Below are 17,299 nucleotides of genomic sequence, written 5' to 3' on the forward strand. Positions count from 1 at the left end.
GCAAGGAGGCATGGCGGCAGGAGTTGTCTGTTTCATAGCTTGCCCTTCAACGTGAAATCTATGCCATACCTCGATTATACCTTTATTAATTCTAAATTTTAGTTTAAGTCCCGTTAAACCCACCCGACCAAATCTGGTGTAAATGTTTCATTATGTATGCTGATTAGCCCCGGCAAGTCTAGAGCAAATCCTCACATCATTCAAGCAGCATCACTGTCCCAAATATGCTTCTAATACTTGCGAGTTACTTTGAATTTCCTTGGGCGTACCAGCGGCAAGATTGGTACCTTCGGCGAGAACACAAACGCGATCGCACAATGACATAATTACGTCCATGTTGTGTTCAATAATCAAAAATGTCATGCCCTCGCGGTTCCAATTAACGATGCGATCGCATATTTCTTTAATCAGTGTCGGATTCACCCCAGCCGCAGGCTCATCCAGCAAAATTAGCTTGGGATTAGTCATCAGCGCTCTTCCCATTTCTAACAGTTTGCGTTGTCCTCCAGACAGCGCCCCCGCATAATCGTGCGCTTTCTTTTCCAACCCCACAGATTCCAGAATAGTCATCGCCCGTTCCCGCAATTGTCGTTCTTCTTGCACTACTAATTGCGGTTGCAACCATACTTTCCAAAAGTTTTCTCCAGTTTGTTTTTGGGCGGCTAGCAACATATTTTCCAGCACAGACAGCCGCGATAGCACGCGCGCCACCTGAAACGTCCGCACCATTCCCATCTGGGCAATTTGATGGGGTTGTAAGTCCTGAATCTGTTCGCCATCAAAAATCACTCGGCCTTTGTCTGGGCGAATGAAGTTAGACAATAGGTTAAATAAAGTGGTTTTGCCAGCACCATTGGGGCCAATTAACCCGGTGATGCTACCTTGCGCCACCTGAATTTCTGCATCATTTACAGCCTTAATACCGCCAAAGCTTTTGCAAAGTCCGCTGGCTAGGAGTAATTGGGGTTGCAAACTTGTTTCCACCCTCTCCCTTGATGGGAGAGGGCTTGGCGGTGAGGGTGCGGAGGGAACGTGTAAGTTATCTTCCAAGGGTCAATTCCTCTTTCTTACCCAACATACCTTGGGGTCGCCACATCATCAGAATAATTAGGATTAAACCTATAATCATTATCCGAAATGCCGCCAAACGGGCGGTATCTAGGGGAATAATTGCGGGAAGTACAAAGCGAGTAATCTCGTAATAAGTGGAAAAAAGAACGGCTCCTATTAAGGTGCCCACGTTATTACCAGCACCGCCTAAAACAACAATAGTCCAAGCGTTGAAGGTAATCAGAGGCTCAAAATTATTGGGGTAAACAGTAGTTAAATACCATGCGTTGAAAGAACCTGCAATACCTGCGATCGCTCCTCCCAACATAAAGGCTTGCAGCTTGTACCAAAAAATATTCTTCCCCAGTGCTTTGGGAATTTGCTCATCTTCGCGGATTGCTTTAAGGACTCGACCCCAAGGCGATCGCACCAACCTCTCCAACAACCAGAACACCAATGCCACCGTCAGCACTGACAGTATCATCAACCCAACGCTATTTGATAGTGGCAGCGGATACCCTTGCACCCCAAAGCTGCCCTTTGTCAGCCACTCCTCATTTTGCGCCACCAGACGCACTAATTCAGAGACGCCGATGGTGACAATGGCGAGGTAATCTTCCCGCAGCCGCAGAGTAGATAAACCAATTAACAACCCTAAAAGTGCCGCTAAAATCGCACCGACAATAGCAGCCAAAATTAGAGGTACGCCCGCCATACTCAACAAGACTGTTGTGTATGCCCCAATAGCCATAAAGGCAACGTGCCCGAAATTAATTAGCCCTGTGAATCCCCACTGCAAATTCAACCCCAGACTAAACAAAGCGTATGTGGCTACAGAAGTTGCCACTAAAACTAGAAAATTCATGTGTATTGCTTAAGGGAGGAAACAATATCTCAAGATAACCGTAGCTGATGGCAGGGCGAGCGATCGCTATCGGATTGTACCGCAGCGTGGGAATATGCCAGTATCGAATTTCAAACCCTGATAGGGATTACTACATACCCACCCACGCCCCAAGCTAGTCAAACTTTGAGCTGATATTTGAGGTATAGTACCATGTCGCCTCCATCGTTGTACTGTATTCAAATGAATTCAAATGAGAACCGCTATAACCTCTAATATCAAGTTGCTTATTATTTGGGCAATCAAGCGATCGCCTCTTTGCTGTCCCACATTTAATTTGCCTATACGCACTGGCTAAAAGTCTTCAAGCGCATAGCTTTTCTTTCTTTTGCCGGAGAGCCTTTAGAGCGTTGGCTGCGGCTGAGACGCTTGGCGTTTTTGACTTACTTAGCTTCACCATCAACGTTATTCGGTCGGTTAATCAACCGGACACAATATGCAGACCTACCCTGGAGCAACATCTTGGCTATAAATTTTCTCAGAGGTCGATTAAACCGCTTAAGTGCTAACTTACCTAATCTCATTGAGGAACTGTCTGATGAGAACTTGCAATCTGCCTGGAAAGTTCTGCAACCGCTTTATTATGACCTATATATGCTCAGAGCCATACAAGAGTCGAAACAAATTGTGCAACCAGGGGAGACATTGACCCGCGAAGAAGCTTTACGCTTGTTACACTTTCCCTAAGTCTGGCGCGATGCGCTATTGCGCTTAGGCTTGCTTAGGCGAGCGAGCGTTACTCGGAGAGCTATCCCCTGCGATGGGGGTCTATATTTGCCATTTGGAGCTTTTGGCTGCGAAAGTGAAACTAGAAGTGCGCTATGCCCGGTCTTTTCTGCGCGACCTCAAGAGCTTGGAGTACGCGGCTAGGGAGCGGATCTACAATTTCGTCTTTGAAGAGTTTATCGAGATCAATCAGATTCAAGACCTGCCGGAAATAAAGCGAATCGACGCTAATGGCATATATTACCGCTTCAGTGTAGATAACTATCTGATTGGCATTGAAGTTACGGGGCATATCGTTAAAATCCTGCGGGTTCTGCCCAAACCTGACATTTAACGTTTGGTAATTGGTAGTCCGGAGTCCGGAGTCCCAGATCTGGGGAGATGGGGAGAGGATGAAACTCCGGAGGCGGAGCGTCTCCGGCTCCGCAAAACTCAGACGCGATTCCCAGTCATCTCTACAAAACTCAATCCCGCATTACCAATTACCGATAGGGGATTGCCTATTAATTTAAACTTGTGATGAGTAAAAACAGTGAGTAGAGACGTGCGTATGGATGCAGCTGCACTTTGGCAACGTTACCAGGATTGGCTCTATTACCACGAGGGGTTGGAATTTTACCTAGATGTCAGTCGGATGCGGTTTGACGATGCATTTGTCGCATCATTGCAGCCGAAGTTTGAGAAAGCTTTTGAGGATATGAAGGCTTTGGAGGGGGGAGCGATCGCCAACCCCGACGAAGACCGCATGGTTGGTCACTACTGGCTGCGCGACCCCGATTTAGCACCTGCTCCAGAACTAAAACAAAAAATTGTCCAAACCCTGGAACAGATTGAGGCTTTTGCCAAGCATATTCACAGCGGCGAAATCCGTCCTCCCAAAGCAAGCAAATTTACCGATATTATTTCTATTGGCATCGGTGGCTCAGCTCTAGGCCCCCAGTTCGTCGCCCAAGCCCTCGCCCCAGACTTCCCTCCTCTAGCGATCCACTTCATCGACAACACCGATCCAGCTGGCATTGACCGCGTGCTAACCAAGCTGCAAGACCGCCTTTCTAGCACTTTGGTCATAGTCATCTCCAAATCTGGAGGAACGCCAGAACCCCGCAACGGCATGATTGAAGTGCAAAAAGCCTATGCTTCTAAAAACTTAGACTTCGCACCTCATGCCGTAGCCATCACAGGCGAGGATAGCAACCTAGACAAAATGGCAAAATCCTCTGGTTGGTTGGCAACCTTCCCGATGGAAGATTGGGTGGGAGGACGCACCTCGGAAATGTCAGCTGTGGGCTTGCTCCCAGCCGCCCTACAGGGAATTGATATCCGCGCCATGCTGGACGGCGCAAAAGAAATAGACGCTGCCACCCGCGTACCCCAGATCAAACAAAACCCAGCCGCTTTGCTAGCCTTGTCCTGGTACTTCGCAGGTAACGGTAAGGGCGAAAAAGATATGGTTGTGCTGCCCTACAAAGACAGTTTGCTGCTATTCAGCCGCTACCTGCAACAATTGGTGATGGAATCGCTGGGCAAGGAAAAAGACCTTGATGGTAATACCGTCTACCAAGGTATTGCCGTCTACGGCAACAAAGGTTCAACCGACCAACACGCCTACGTGCAGCAATTGCGGGAGGGCGTCCGAAATTTCTTCCTCACTTTTATTGAGGTGTTAGAAGACAGGCAAGGAACATCCCCAGAAGTCGAGGCTGGTGTCACGTCGGGAGATTATCTTTCTGGACTGTTGCAGGGAACCCGCCTTGCCCTTTATGAAAATCAGCGGGATTCCATCACGGTAACGATTCCCAGCGTGAATGCCCGCACTGTTGGAGCCTTAATAGCCCTCTACGAGCGTGCTGTTGGCCTTTATGGTTTCCTGGTTAACGTCAACGCTTACCACCAGCCTGGGGTGGAAGCTGGTAAGAAAGCGGCGGCGTCGGTGCTGGATTTACAGCGAAAAGTTGTGAAGGTTCTCCAAGAAGAAGGCAAGCCGCTTTATCTTAGCCAAGTGGCTGAAAAAGCTGGGGCTTCTGACCAGATTGAGGCGATTTACAAAATTGTCCGCCATCTGCAAGCGAACCAACGGGGTGTCACATTGCATGGCAATCCAAGTAAACCTGCTAGTTTAACCGTGTCGGCAACTTAAGCAGGACTATTACTAACAAATTTTACTTGTTGAAAAGTAACGTAACCCGACTGTAATAGGTCGGGTTCCATTTATCATATTTTGGCTTTATTAGATATAGGTGTAAAAGATATTAATAATAGTGCGTTGTGACCTTGAAGAATTGGCGTTATAAGTACACTTGGATGAGCGATCGCCATCACCGAACTATACACAAGTTCAGACCTGCATCATCCCTCTATCCAAAAAGGGATTGTCAACCCCTAAAACCACCTTTCCCTTACGATATTTAACTAGCTAAAGCATTGCTTGAATAACTAGAATGTCCCGGCTGTGCAAAAATCTAGATTTATCCTCCTAAACCACATTAAAAGCCCGTTTTTATTAATAATAAACCGGGCTTTTAATGTTAATTTTTAGTTTGCTCCTAAAGGCTTCGCCTTTTATCCAGAAGGTAGAGTAGCGCAGCACTGCCCACCTTACCTGTAGAGACGCTGATGTATACCGTCTGGCTTATACAAGTAAGCTGGGGCAAGTCAGAACAAACACGTCCCTTGTACCTTCACCATCAGATAGGGGTTTAATCGGTGTAGTAAAGTGAAAGAATTCTCGGTCGTTAACAAGTAGTAATTCGCCCGGATTCAAGACTTTATTAAAAACGGGGCTATCCTTTTTAGATTTGTATAGATGCGTTTCCCCTCCTTGAATATTTGCTCTGTCAACCGAGAATATACCGATTAAATCAGTGCCATCTCTATGGATGCCTTCGGGCGCTGGATTTCCATAATTAGTCGGAGAACAGCTAGTTCTGATCTGATGAACTCCTATCTCGCTTCCTTCCGAGTTAAGTTGGCAGTAATCAATAAAGGCAAAGATAAGTTTTTTAAAAGCTTTAAGCTCTATCATTGCCTCGTCTAGTTCGGCAAACTCTCTTCTTATGTCACCCACTAAAGGATTGTAGTGTTTGCTTTGGAACAAGTAGCCATGAGGTAGTTTTATTAACTCATCCGCTGCGACTTTGAACCGAGATAATCGCCTAGTGCGGTAGTTGCCTTTTATATAAGGATCTACAGGAAGATCCCTAAAGAATGGCTCGAATCCCTCTAACTCGACGGACTCGACTTGATGTAAAGCAAACATCATGGCATAATCTAAGTTCGTCGATCCTAATAGTGTTTGCATATAGTTTTCCTTGGTTAGCTTTGATCCCTGCTAAAATCCACTTAAGGAGGGACATACATCAAGCATAGACAGAAAAAACTATAAATCTGTGCCGACGGTAACAAAAATAAATGGCTTGAGAGCCAGGGGCGGTGTTAACTACGCACCGTTTTAACCAAAGACTGACACGCCCGCAGAAAGATGCCGACATCCACGCCAAGGGCGATATACTGAATGCCAGCATCAATCCACTGCTTGGCGGTTTCGGGAGTATCAGCAAAAGTACCTACGACTTTGCCGGCGTTACGGATCTCGCGGACTGCGGTCTGCATTAGGTCAATAACGCGGCGATCGCTCACCTGTCCTGGAATACCCAAAGACTGCGACAGGTCGTAAGGGCCGAGAAAGATAACATCAATGTTAGGTACGCTGGCAATTTCTTGGATGTTCTCAACGCCTCGTTTGCCTTCGACGTGAACGACAACGAGAGATTCCTCGTTCAATTTGTCTGAGATCTGCGTCCCGGCTGAAGTGTAAAGACCAGCGCGGGTGTAGAATGATAAACCACGAGAACCAAGGGGGCTGAACTTGGCACCGCGTACAACAGCTTCGGCGTCAGCCTTAGTTTCTATTTGAGGCACTTGTACGCCTGCGCTACCGATGTCAAGTGCGCGTTGGATTTGGGGTGCATCATTCTTACGGACGCGGACTATGGGTGCGAGACCCACGCAGTCAGCGGCGCGGCATAGGTCTTCTGCAACCAGTGGGTGTAGTGGGCCGTGTTCGAGGTCTATTACTGCGAAGTCAAATCCGGCGTGTCCGCAAATTTCTATAAAACCCGGATACGCACAGTTCATAAACAAACCGAGTACGACATCGCCTTGCTTGAGTTTTCTTTTGACTTGGTTTTCACGCATCGGCGGCTTGCTATTAAGATGTGTCAAACTTTGAGAATGGACTTGACTTATTCTAGGGGTTAAGTACGCGATCGCCCAAAGTATCCCATGCCCTTGATGATCCTTCTTGCTGATGACGATCCAGGAATTCGTGTGTTTATCAACGATTTCCTGGAGTTCGCTGGCTACTCAGTCATCACGGCTGAGGATGGCCAAGCCGCTTTAGACTTGCTGGAAACTTATAAGCCTCACTTGCTCATCACTGACATTATGATGCCTCGGATGGACGGGTATGAATTAGTGAGGCAGATTCGCAAACGAATAGTATTCCGAAAGTTGCCAGTGATTTTCCTAACAGAGCGGGCAAGTATTGAGGAGCGGATTACAGGCTACCAGTTGGGGTGCAATTTTTATCTACCCAAGCCCTTTGATATGCAGGAGCTGGGGGCGATGATTCGCAACCTATTGGAGCGATCGCTAATTGACGCGATCGCCGAGCCGCCTCCGACACTCTCGCCGCCAACCCCCCCGCCACTTCCAGTGCCAATCAACCTAACCCAGCGAGAACAGGAAGTGCTGAATTTGGTCACGTCTGGCCTGTCTAACGCCGAAATAGGCCAGCATCTCCACCTCAGTCCTCGAACTGTGGAAAAGCACGTCAGCAGCTTGCTCAAAAAAACAGATACCACCAAGCGAGCCGAACTATTACGTTTTGCCCTAAAGCATCATCTTGTAAACTTCTGAGTTATTAAGGCATAGATAATAGGGAATTGAGCAGTGGGTTCCGGAATCCGAAATTCCCAAATTCCTCATTCCCTATTACCCATTTCCTATTCGCGATTCCTCATTCCTAACTTTCTGTAGCAGCCCTTCACAAGCGTCCGTTAGTAAATCTATGACGTGGTTAAATCCTTCCGGTCCCCCGTAGTAAGGGTCTGGCACTTCCTTTGCAGTATGGCGCGTGCAAAATTCACACATCAGGCGCACATTGTCGCGATACTTACCAGTTGGATCTAGGGATAAAATATCTCGGTAGTTTGCCTTGTCCATAGCTAAAATCAGGTCAAACTCCTCAAAGTCTGCCTTATTAAACTGTCGCGCTCGCCCTTGGAGCGCAATCCCTCGACTCATTGCTGCGGCTGCCATACGGCTATCTGGGGAACAACCCATGTGATATCCAGCAGTCCCCGCTGAATCGCAGATAATACTTGAGCCTAAGTTCACTTGCTCAATTAAATGGTTCATAATGTTCTCTGCCGCAGGCGAACGGCAGATATTACCAAGGCAGACGAAGAGTAACTTGTAAGGCATAGGTAATTTCAATTTTGTAACACCCGGAGTGCGCGTTTAAGCGCAACAGGGTTGAAGAGGAGCCAGCCGCGATCGCTAAGTATATCTACCACTATTTGTATGCAGTGTCAAACTGCATTCGGATTAATTGTGACTATAGAATTTAAACTTTCTATACATCATCATCCGTCGCGCCTGGCTGTCCAATGCCCATAGTCCACAGTCCATATAAGATTGAGCTTTGTAGGTTACATAGATTACAAAATGTTCAAGCCCCGCCGTAGAGCTTACCAAAAACGCAGCCGACCGTTCCAGCCTCTACTCATACTCTTAGCCATACCCCTGATCTTGATTGTTCTGGAACTGCTCACACGCACGATCGTGGGTGCTACGGGCAAAAGGGATGAACTGACAAGTTATGAAGGCGATACCCCAATTGTCAACGCCTACCGCCTCAAGTTTCTAGATCAAGCGGGGAAACCCTACGACCTTCTGCCCAATTATGGGAGCTTGATCGCCAAACGGCGTTTATCAACGAGCTACAAATTAGCAGAAAACCAGAAAAACGAATACTGGCAGATTAACGAGCAGGGTTTTCGGGACTTGAAGGCGGTTCCCGAAGCGAAACCAAAGGATGAAATTCGGGTTTTTGTTGTAGGCGGATCGACAGCTTTTGGCCAAATGAGTTTGAATAACCAAACCACATTTGCCGCTAAATTAGAGAACTTGCTCAATCAAAGGGTGGCGCAGCAGAAAGCAGTTCCACAGAGCTTTCGCCCAGATCCGCTGCCTGTATACAGACCAGAAAGGTTGCAAGCCCTCACCCTACCGATACCGATTCGCGACGGTAAATATCGTGTTATCAATGCTGCCGTACCGGGGTATGCATCTGGTAACGAGCTGGCTCAGTTAGCTCTCAAGATATGGGCGTACTCTCCCGATGTTATTGTGGCTTTGGATGGTTATGCCGACTTAATGCTGCCTAGTTCGCAACAGGAAGTTAATATTCCGCATCTAGATACCTTTGCGAACAACGCGCCTCATCATTACTGGGTATATCTGAAGCAGAAGATGCAGGAGTGGGTTAATCAAGCTTATTTAGTTAAAGCAACGAATTACTGGTTATTGCGCCCCGAACAGCCTGTAACCCGTCTGAGTTTGGCGGTGACTGACCAGGAAACACCTTTAGTTAAAAGGTTGGCAGACAACCCAACTGAGCTAAAAAGTCGCACTGAGCGCTATAAGAATAATATTTTGCAGATGGCTCGACTGGCGGCACCCGCTCAGATTCCTTTGATTGTCGCGCTTCAGCCAGAGATTACTGCTAAGAGTAAGCGATCGCCAACAGAGGAAAAGCTCGTCAAAGATGAATTAGGTTCGACCTACACCCAACGGGTGCAGGCCGGATATGCAGAATTGGCGAAAGCTACACAGCAGGTGCAGCAAGCGTTCCCCACAAATGTGCGATCGCTAAACCTCTACAAGCTTTACGAGAATTTCCCCTCTCAGGCTTTTCACGACGCCGTTCACCTTACAGATGAAGCCAATACCGTACTTGCCGACCGCCTGTATAAGGCTATTTTGGACTTGCCGCAACTACAGCCGCCTCCACCAAAGCCTCTAAGATAACGAAAAAGTAAAAATCTTTCCCAGGCTATGCCTGGGAAAAATAGCAAAAGAAATAATTTTTCCTTTCTTTTGACTTTTGCTTTTATCCGAGTCCAGCAATATTAAGTCCGCCTGTAAGCTCTTCCATACGTTCCCGCATGGTAGCTGTGGACTTATCGTAGGCATCCATCATTGCGTCTGTTACCAGTTCCGAAAGCGCTTCCGCTCCTTGGCTGTAAGCGTCTTGGGAAATTACTACACGCCGAGGTTCCTGGTTACCGCTAAGAACAACCTTCACCAAGCCGCTTTCGTCCTGACCTTCAATCTCCATTTGCTCCAATTCTTCTTGGAGCCGTTTAGCACCTTCTTGAACCTGCTGTGCTTTTTTGAAAGCTTCGGCCAGCTCTTTCATTTTTCCGAGACCGAAGCCGCCAAATCCTTGTCCTTTGGTCATAGCGATTCCCGCTGTATTAGTAGTTGAATGTGTTCGTCAATCTCGATCTTAGTATCCCTAGCGAAGAGAAGATTAATTTCCCTATGCCAAAGCCAACCTGAAGACAGTCTAAGTCTGGGCTAGCCTGGCTGAAAATCACCTAAGATTCTTACTTCTGGCTCTAAGGAGAGAGACCAATGCTGTTCTACTTGCTGCTGAACGTAGCGGATGAGCTGAAAGATATCATTTGCTTTTGCGCCGCCGCAGTTGAGAATAAAGTTTGCATGGCGCTGAGCTACTTGAGCGCCACCAATTTGGTAGCCTTTAAGCCCTGTTTGTTCAATTAGCCAAGCTGCTTTGTGGGAGTCGGGATTGCGGAAGACGCTGCCACAAGAAGGTAAGTGGTAGGGTTGTGTTGTCTGCCGTTTTTCTAAATGTTTTTGGGTAGTTGCCATAACCAAGGCTGGATCTGCACCTGGTTGTAGCTGGAAGGTAGCTTGTGTTACTAGCCTCTTGTCCCCTTGCAGAATTGAGGTGCGGTAGGCATACCCCAACTCTTGAGGGCTAAGAATCTCAACGTTACCGTTTTGTGATAACAAATGGGTGTTGACAAGAATTGAGGCAGTATCGCTTAGGTGAGCGCCTGCGTTCATTACCACTGCGCCGCCGACTGTACCTGGGATGCCAACTGCCCACTCCAATCCTTGCCAGCCTAGTTTAGCTGCTTGCCAAGCTAAGCGGACAAGGGGTTCGCCAGCGCCCGCAGTCACTTGACCTGTTTCGGCATCGAAATGAGTGTGGCGGAGATGGCGAGTACCGACGACTAAACCGGGAAGACCGTTGTCGCTTACTAGGAGATTTGAACCTGCTCCCAATAAGGTGATGGGTAACGATTGAGAATGTGCCCATTCAAAACTTGCGGCTAAGTCTTCGAGGCGTTGAGGAGCTACATACCATTCTGCTGGGCCGCCAACTCTATAGGAGGTCAAGCTGCCCAAAGAAACTTGCGATCGCACTAGACAATTTGTTCCTGGTAAGTAAATACGTGACTGTTTCACGGATTCTTGCCCGGATGTTGAAGCGTCCACAGTACTGGGGGGATTATAGGAAAGAGTCATAAAGATTCACGCGCTTGAATGCCTAAAGGCCTACGCAACAAAACGAGGTTTGAATTTTGAGCAAAGGTAATAAATTATTAACTCCTCGCTCCTAACCATGCAGGGTTTCCCTGCTTTACTTCTCTTGACTCGTTTGATGTGAGGCCATAACTGAGGGAATAATCTGATTGAGGTTTCCTGCTCCCAAGAACAGGGCTAAGTCGCCTGGACGAAGGATTTCTGTTAGACACTTACCCACTGCCTGGAGAGATGGTTGGTAATGAACTTTGGGATGGTGCAGTCCAATTAGTTCTGCAACCCGTTCACCAGTAATTTCCCCTAAATTTGGTTCTCCCGCACTGTAAATATCACTGAGAACAACAATGTCGGCATCGTTAAAAGATTCAGCAAATTCTCGTAGAAAGGTAAGAGTCCGACTGTAACGGTGGGGCTGGAAAATGGCAACGAGCCGTCGCGGTTCTTGAACTTGCAACCGTGCAGCGGCTAGCGTGGCGCGGATTTCGCTGGGGTGGTGAGCGTAGTCATCCACGAATAAAATGCCATTGCTCTCGCCCTTAAGTTCAAATCGTCTCCTAGCTCCCTCGAAGGTGGCGATAGAAGATGCGATCGCTTCAAAGTCCACATTCAATATGCGTCCTACAGCTACTGCCGCCAGCGCATTGCTGAGATTATGTTTGCCCAGCAACTTCAACTTCAGTTTCCCAAGGATCTTTCCTCTTTCCCAAACCCTTGCCTCTGTTCCAAACGGCCCATAATTTACTTCATCTACTGTGTAATCAGCTCCCGTATCCCTTTGGAGGCTATAGCTGATTGTGGGTTTGAGTCTATCTCTGACTACACTGCAATCAATGCACCCCACCACAGTCTTACAGCGCAGCGCGAATATATTAAAGGTGTTAATCACCTGCTCTAGGCTCGCGTAGTGGTCTGGATGATCCAGCTCAATGTTCGTCACCACACCAATAGCGGCTGAAAGTTTAACTAAAGAACCATCTGATTCATCTGCTTCGGCAACTAGATAGGGGCTTTGTCCTAACCTCGCGTTGCCTCCCCAGGCATTCACTTCACCACCGACTACAATTGTCGGGTCTAAACCAGCGTTTAGCAGCATATACCCAATCATGCTGCTGGTTGTGGTTTTACCGTGAGTGCCTGCTACTGCAATACTCTGATAATCCTCAATCAAAGCCGCCAATAAATCAGAGCGATGAAAAATAGGACATCCCCTGTCCAGCGCCGCTTTATACTCGGCATTTGCTGTATTGATTGCTGTTGAACAAATTACCTGCGGTAGCAGTCCTACATTAGGGGAAGCAGAGGCGGCGCGATCGCGGACATACTTTGCATGCACCGTCTGTGCTTCCTCAAGGGGCGATTCCTGAGAATTACTCGTCCCTATCGCTGCTGCTGGTAAGGCTTCCCAAATTTTGTTTGTGGTCGGTTGAAAAAATTCTAAGTTTGTGGCCTCTTGACCTCCAAAAATATGAGCACCGACCGATTGCAAGCGCTGGGTAATATGACTTGAATGAATATCTGACCCAGATACTGGCAGATCCCGCTTTGCTAGAACGTAGGCCAAGGCTGACATTCCAATTCCACCAATGCCGATGAAATGAAATGGCCTCCCGCTAAAATCAACATTATTCGGCATCTTAGCTCCTTACACACCACACCGCACCAAACTGCACCGTTAACACGCGCTAATCATATCAAGAATTGTTTTTTCCCGATACATCCCTGACGATATTTACAGTACCAACGCTTGCGCGATCGCTGTATTTTGCTGGGTTTGCTTCAGTTGTAGTTTAATCCCTTCTTCACCCAGTTGCTTCTCCCCCCGGACTGGTTTTATCTTTTATCGCTAAAATTTATTGTTATTCCGGAGAATTCTGGGTAAAACTCCCACTAGGTCTTCGATCAGGCCATTACTCGTTTTTCTCTTTAACTCACAATTGTGTCCACCAGCAACAAACTACGCACCTGTTGATGGTTCTGCCGCCAAACGTCTACTGTCCACCTCAGCTAAGATCGATATACAACTTCTCAACTGTGGCCTCCGGACATAGCAGACACAATTACAATAGCCATCTGAGAATTACATAAGTTCTCAAACTGGATGGCAACTAAAGCTAATTAATATTGCAAAATACGATTAAATTGCGCTTTTTTCAAGTTGAAAACTATCACTTATGAATAAATAATTTAATACACTCTTTGTATATTTATGTAATTCTTTATTGCAACCTGTAAAAGTATTTTAGTTGTAAAAAACAGGTTAAAATAGCGTTTTTATATTTACTTAGCATAAAGCTTACAGTAAGCTTTATGCTAGAACTTCGATGAATTAAATTGATGATGAGTTTTCGGGAATGAATTAATGTAATACTGCTTTATATTGTGAAATAGAAAAATAAGTGTTTTAAGTAAATATGCTTGGGTAAGCTTCTCTATTTTTCTGTAGTTAATTGTATATTTGATATAATATTATAAATCAAATCAAAATAGTTGTTAATCTTATTTGATTAGAGCCAGTTTTTTAAATATTTAAATATTTAAATATTTATTAATAAATAAAAAAGTTTTTTATTTATAGACGACTCTTAATTTAATACCGTTTGTAGGCCGTACCAAGCAGCATTACAAACCAGAGGCAGCGGGGTTAAATAAAGAAATGCTATCTTCAAAATTAATCGTTATAAACTATTTTACAATTTATGAGCCTTTGCTTCATATATACCCAGATGATATGTAGGCGTGGGGATCTGACACGGGCAGCCCCAAACATATATGCTTGGGATATCTTTGATATTTATTCTACTACACTTAGTTTTCTTGAAAATGCAATATCCTCTTATATAGCTTCCCTGTATTACTTTAAACGGCAGAGAGGTTAAGTTTTGATATTTTTAGTTTGCTAGAAATGCAGGCAAAATATTTAGTTATACCCTAATTCTAAATATTTTTAACTTTGTTAGCCTTAAAATCTCTAAATTGAGCGATCGCTTAATTAAACTATATATTTATAAAGCTCAATTTTAAAGTGATTTAATTAGCTAGCGATCGCATTGCTCTAATGCAATGGATTATGACTTATATTTATTTTAAACTTATTTTGTGAGGCAATGCGCTATTAAACTTTACCTATAGCCTGCAACTTATGCGCTTACCTAAACAAAAACTTAGCCATTTTACGAGAACCAGCCATTAAAGCGGCTATATGTGGAAGCACCCAAGGAATTGGCTCAAAGTGTCAATTTCAGAGGCGGACGGAAACTGGCAATTACTGTAATCAGTACAGTAGTTAATACTATTGCTAGCAGGAAATTATAATTTTTCTCTAAAGCTTTTGAACGCTATCTATGAAGAACTACATCTATAAATTTTTAATAAAGTAAGAAATTATTATTGCGTAATGTTAGACAGTTAATTATCATAAATATCATTTACAAACAAAAATTTACCATCGAAGCGGGATTTTCTGGTAGAGGAGCCGCTGGCGCTGCGATCGCACTTATGGAGGATACCGACTTCAGCCAGAAGGGGGACTTAAGCGCGAGATTTGATATCGCTACTGATATCGCTTCGATCCCCCATTTATCGCGCGATCGCTCGAATATATTCTCGGTTGGGGGCAATGTCATTGAAACCACGATCGACCCAATACTTTACGCCGATCCCCCACGTACTGGATAATTTACCTAAACGCCATACGCCTTTCCCTTCTAAGGGGACAAGGGCAATAGATCGAGGACAACAGACAACCGACAAAAAGCAGATAACTTCTCGCTTACCGCTTTGCGATATGATCTGGGTCATCAATAAGAATTTACTGAGCTATAAGACAGAGGGCAAGACGCTGTGATTAGAGTAGCGATCAACGGTTTTGGACGCATCGGACGCAACTTCATGCGGTGCTGGCTGGGTCGAGAAAATAGCAATATTGAAGTCGTTGCCATCAATGACACTTCCGACCCAAAAACAAACTCCCACTTGCTGAAGTATGATTCCATGCTGGGCAAGTTTAACGCTGACATTAGTTGCGATGACAACTCCATCACAGTAAACGGCCATACTGTTAAATGCACATCGGATCGCAACCCAGAAAACTTGCCCTGGAAAGATTGGGGAATCGACCTGATCATCGAATCGACCGGAGTCTTTACAGACAAGGCAGGGGCATCCAAGCATTTAAACGCTGGCGCTAAGAAAGTTTTGATTACCGCTCCTGGCAAAGGAGATGACGGCACGTTCGTCGTCGGTGTCAACCATCAAGACTACGACCACAACAAGCACGTAATCATCAGCAATGCTAGCTGCACCACCAACTGCCTAGCACCCGTTGCCAAAGTGCTGCACGAAAAATTCCATATTATCAAAGGCACGATGACGACGACCCACAGCTACACTGGCGACCAGCGCTTGCTGGATGCCAGTCACCGGGATCTGCGTCGGGCACGGGCTGCCGCGCTCAACATTGTGCCTACTTCAACTGGTGCCGCCAAAGCAGTTGCTTTGGTGCTGCCAGACCTCAAGGGCAAACTGAATGGTATTGCTTTGCGCGTCCCAACTCCCAACGTTTCCGTTGTGGATTTGGTAATTCAGGTCGAGAAGCCGACTTTCACTGAAGAAGTAAACCAAGCCCTGAAGGATGCCGCTGAAGGCTACCTGAAAGGGATTCTGGAATACAGCGACCTGGATCTTGTCTCGTCAGATTATCGCGGTACCAATTCCTCGGCTATTGTGGATGCAAGCTTGACTATGGTTATGGGCAATGACCTGGTTAAGGTTGTGGCTTGGTACGACAACGAGTGGGGCTACAGCCAGCGGGTTGTGGATCTTGCTGAACTGGTGGGCGAAAAGTGGGTTGCTTAAAAGTTTTGAGTTTTGAGTTATTAATTCAAAATTCATAATTTCTAAAAATGCTGAAACCCTTGGGCGAGAGTGATTTGTTGGTTGGGATATAAACCGCTGGAGTCTACTAACAAGACTTGAGAGCCTGTTGTAATTGTCCCGACTACTGCTGCACTCTCACCCAATTTTTTTACTAATGCTTCTGCTGACTCTGGAGGCAGACACAGCACGAGTTCAAAATCTTCGCCGCCGTATAATGCCCATTCGAGCGATCGCTCTGACGAAACCATGCGCTTAAGTGCGTCTGGAATAGTAATCCAGTTGCGCTCAATTTGTGCCCCGACTCCACTGCATCGGCAGATTTGCACAACGGCGTCTGCTAAACCGTCGCTGCTGTCCATGCCAGCTACTCGAATTTCGGATTTTAGATTTTGGATTTTGGATTGGGAATTTAGAATTTCCCAGAGGATAGGCAAGACATCCAGGCGGGGTTTGGGTCGCTGGTGAGCCTGTATTAAAAATGTCTGTTCAGATCCACTAAGATTTTTGCCTGATTCGGGGTGGAGGAGTAATTCTAGCCCCGCTCGCGATGCGCCGTGAAAGCCAGTGACGACGATCGCATCCCCAACCTGGGCATTACCTCGACGGATGATATGAGTTGGGGAGACTTCGCCAAAGGCTGTAATTGCTACTGTAACTACATTTGAGCGACAGATATCACCGCCAACAATCGGCGTGTTGTATGCGTTTAGGCATTGGGTGAGTCCTTGGTAGAGTTGCTCAACCCAGGCGACTGGTAAATCGGCAGTTACGGCTAAACCTACTGTAATGCCTAGTGGGGATGCTCCCATTGCGGCTAAATCTGATAAATTGGCAGCTGCGGCACGCCAACCTGCGTCTTGTGGGGAAGTAGTGCGATCGCTAAAATGTACCCCATCCACCAGTAAATCTGTTGTCACTACTAAAGATTTGTCGGGATGAGTCTCCAGTACGGCTGCATCATCTCCGACTATTTCTGCTGCACAAAAGCGCTGCAATCGTGACAACAAACCTTGTTCGCCTATGTCGCGAATTTTCATGGAGTTTTTAAGAACCTTCCCGCTTGGAGAACGTGGAGAGAATAGAGATAAAAAAAGGTGCGATCGC

At 46.3% G+C, this 17,299-nt stretch carries 17 protein-coding genes; 8 read left to right on the forward strand and 9 right to left on the reverse strand.

All coding sequences use genetic code 11. From position 1 onward, the window contains the following. Positions 1-210: 210 nt before the first annotated feature. Together H6F77_RS26015 and H6F77_RS26020 are read right to left on the reverse strand one after the other, a co-directional pair. A complete protein-coding gene (locus tag H6F77_RS26015; RefSeq protein WP_199321558.1) occupies positions 211-1,050 on the reverse strand; it encodes an ABC transporter ATP-binding protein in 840 nt (279 codons plus the stop codon). Continuing rightward, complete coding sequence (locus tag H6F77_RS26020) at positions 1,040-1,915, reverse strand: branched-chain amino acid ABC transporter permease (RefSeq protein WP_190491828.1); 876 nt, start codon at positions 1,913-1,915, stop codon at positions 1,040-1,042. Before H6F77_RS26020 ends, H6F77_RS26015 begins: the two co-directional genes overlap by 11 nt. Positions 1,916-2,332: 417 nt before the next feature. Here H6F77_RS26020 and H6F77_RS26025 point away from each other — a divergent pair, with 417 nt between their 5' ends. The 4 genes from H6F77_RS26025 (at position 2,333) to H6F77_RS26040 (ending at position 4,817) form a co-directional block, all read left to right on the forward strand. Then, positions 2,333-2,641 carry a hypothetical protein gene (locus H6F77_RS26025; protein ID WP_242022631.1) on the forward strand — a complete coding sequence of 103 codons (309 nt, stop codon included), beginning with the start codon at positions 2,333-2,335 and terminating at the stop codon, positions 2,639-2,641. A 115-nt stretch (positions 2,642-2,756) separates the two neighbouring features. Then, complete coding sequence (locus H6F77_RS26030) at positions 2,757-3,014, forward strand: cytotoxic translational repressor of toxin-antitoxin stability system (protein ID WP_190491829.1); 258 nt, start codon at positions 2,757-2,759, stop codon at positions 3,012-3,014. A gap of 3 nt (positions 3,015-3,017) precedes the next feature. After that, positions 3,018-3,200: a hypothetical protein gene (locus H6F77_RS26035; protein WP_190491830.1), complete on the forward strand. Its 183-nt coding sequence runs from the start codon at positions 3,018-3,020 to the stop codon at positions 3,198-3,200. Positions 3,201-3,230: 30 nt separating this feature from the next. Next, entirely contained in the window at positions 3,231-4,817 is a 1,587-nt protein-coding gene (locus H6F77_RS26040) for a glucose-6-phosphate isomerase (RefSeq protein ID WP_190491854.1), read from the forward strand. Between the two features lie 492 nt (positions 4,818-5,309). Here H6F77_RS26040 and H6F77_RS26045 read toward each other — a convergent pair whose 3' ends face one another. Next, positions 5,310-5,978 (reverse strand): 2OG-Fe dioxygenase family protein, encoded by a 669-nt coding sequence (locus H6F77_RS26045; protein WP_190491831.1) that lies wholly within the window; start codon positions 5,976-5,978, stop codon positions 5,310-5,312. Between the two features lie 134 nt (positions 5,979-6,112). Beyond that, positions 6,113-6,874 (reverse strand): HpcH/HpaI aldolase family protein, encoded by a 762-nt coding sequence (locus tag H6F77_RS26050; protein ID WP_190491832.1) that lies wholly within the window; start codon positions 6,872-6,874, stop codon positions 6,113-6,115. Between the two features lie 87 nt (positions 6,875-6,961). On the opposite strand from H6F77_RS26050, the gene H6F77_RS26055 reads away from it, so the two are divergent. Next, a complete protein-coding gene (locus H6F77_RS26055; RefSeq protein WP_190491833.1) occupies positions 6,962-7,597 on the forward strand; it encodes a response regulator transcription factor in 636 nt (211 codons plus the stop codon). A 75-nt stretch (positions 7,598-7,672) separates the two neighbouring features. Here H6F77_RS26055 and H6F77_RS26060 read toward each other — a convergent pair whose 3' ends face one another. Continuing rightward, positions 7,673-8,164 (reverse strand): low molecular weight protein-tyrosine-phosphatase, encoded by a 492-nt coding sequence (locus tag H6F77_RS26060; RefSeq protein ID WP_190491834.1) that lies wholly within the window; start codon positions 8,162-8,164, stop codon positions 7,673-7,675. 243 nt (positions 8,165-8,407) lie between these two features. On the opposite strand from H6F77_RS26060, the gene H6F77_RS26065 reads away from it, so the two are divergent. After that, positions 8,408-9,772, forward strand: coding sequence for an SGNH/GDSL hydrolase family protein (locus H6F77_RS26065; RefSeq protein WP_190491835.1), 1,365 nt, complete (start codon positions 8,408-8,410; stop codon positions 9,770-9,772). An 82-nt stretch (positions 9,773-9,854) separates the two neighbouring features. On the opposite strand, the gene H6F77_RS26070 is transcribed toward H6F77_RS26065, so the two are convergent. From H6F77_RS26070 to murC, 3 genes are all read right to left on the reverse strand, one after another. Further along, on the reverse strand, positions 9,855-10,205 hold the full coding sequence (locus H6F77_RS26070; RefSeq protein WP_190491836.1) for a YbaB/EbfC family nucleoid-associated protein: 351 nt from the start codon (positions 10,203-10,205) through the stop codon (positions 9,855-9,857). A 119-nt stretch (positions 10,206-10,324) separates the two neighbouring features. Beyond that, on the reverse strand, positions 10,325-11,302 hold the full coding sequence (murB, locus tag H6F77_RS26075; protein ID WP_190491837.1) for a UDP-N-acetylmuramate dehydrogenase: 978 nt from the start codon (positions 11,300-11,302) through the stop codon (positions 10,325-10,327). Between the two features lie 115 nt (positions 11,303-11,417). Next, positions 11,418-12,953, reverse strand: a complete 1,536-nt coding sequence (gene murC / locus H6F77_RS26080) for a UDP-N-acetylmuramate--L-alanine ligase (protein ID WP_190491838.1) — start codon at positions 12,951-12,953, stop codon at positions 11,418-11,420. A gap of 1,754 nt (positions 12,954-14,707) precedes the next feature. On the opposite strand from murC, the gene H6F77_RS26085 reads away from it, so the two are divergent. Further along, complete coding sequence (locus H6F77_RS26085; RefSeq protein WP_190491839.1) at positions 14,708-14,995, forward strand: hypothetical protein; 288 nt, start codon at positions 14,708-14,710, stop codon at positions 14,993-14,995. 165 nt (positions 14,996-15,160) lie between these two features. Then, positions 15,161-16,174, forward strand: coding sequence for a type I glyceraldehyde-3-phosphate dehydrogenase (locus H6F77_RS26090; protein WP_190491840.1), 1,014 nt, complete (start codon positions 15,161-15,163; stop codon positions 16,172-16,174). 41 nt (positions 16,175-16,215) lie between these two features. Here the strand turns inward: H6F77_RS26090 and thiL are convergent, their stop codons facing one another. Beyond that, a complete protein-coding gene (thiL, locus tag H6F77_RS26095) occupies positions 16,216-17,232 on the reverse strand; it encodes a thiamine-phosphate kinase (protein WP_190491841.1) in 1,017 nt (338 codons plus the stop codon). Positions 17,233-17,299: the final 67 nt, after the last annotated feature.

The organism is Microcoleus sp. FACHB-831 (assembly GCF_014695585.1).
In the GTDB taxonomy this organism is placed as follows: Bacteria; Cyanobacteriota; Cyanobacteriia; order Cyanobacteriales; family FACHB-T130; genus FACHB-831.

Excerpts from the sequence above, each read along its gene's own strand:
- H6F77_RS26020 (WP_190491828.1), bottom strand. The coding sequence starts at position 1,915 with ATGAATTTTCTAGTTTTAGTGGCAACTTCTGTAGCCACATACGCTTTG.
- H6F77_RS26040 (WP_190491854.1), top strand. The coding sequence starts at position 3,231 with ATGGATGCAGCTGCACTTTGGCAACGTTACCAGGATTGGCTCTATTAC.
- H6F77_RS26045 (WP_190491831.1), bottom strand. The coding sequence starts at position 5,978 with ATGCAAACACTATTAGGATCGACGAACTTAGATTATGCCATGATGTTT.
- H6F77_RS26050 (WP_190491832.1), bottom strand. The coding sequence starts at position 6,874 with ATGCGTGAAAACCAAGTCAAAAGAAAACTCAAGCAAGGCGATGTCGTA.
- H6F77_RS26055 (WP_190491833.1), top strand. The coding sequence starts at position 6,962 with ATGCCCTTGATGATCCTTCTTGCTGATGACGATCCAGGAATTCGTGTG.
- H6F77_RS26060 (WP_190491834.1), bottom strand. The coding sequence starts at position 8,164 with ATGCCTTACAAGTTACTCTTCGTCTGCCTTGGTAATATCTGCCGTTCG.
- H6F77_RS26065 (WP_190491835.1), top strand. The coding sequence starts at position 8,408 with ATGTTCAAGCCCCGCCGTAGAGCTTACCAAAAACGCAGCCGACCGTTC.
- H6F77_RS26070 (WP_190491836.1), bottom strand. The coding sequence starts at position 10,205 with ATGACCAAAGGACAAGGATTTGGCGGCTTCGGTCTCGGAAAAATGAAA.
- murB (WP_190491837.1), bottom strand. The coding sequence starts at position 11,302 with ATGACTCTTTCCTATAATCCCCCCAGTACTGTGGACGCTTCAACATCC.
- murC (WP_190491838.1), bottom strand. The coding sequence starts at position 12,953 with ATGCCGAATAATGTTGATTTTAGCGGGAGGCCATTTCATTTCATCGGC.
- thiL (WP_190491841.1), bottom strand. The coding sequence starts at position 17,232 with ATGAAAATTCGCGACATAGGCGAACAAGGTTTGTTGTCACGATTGCAG.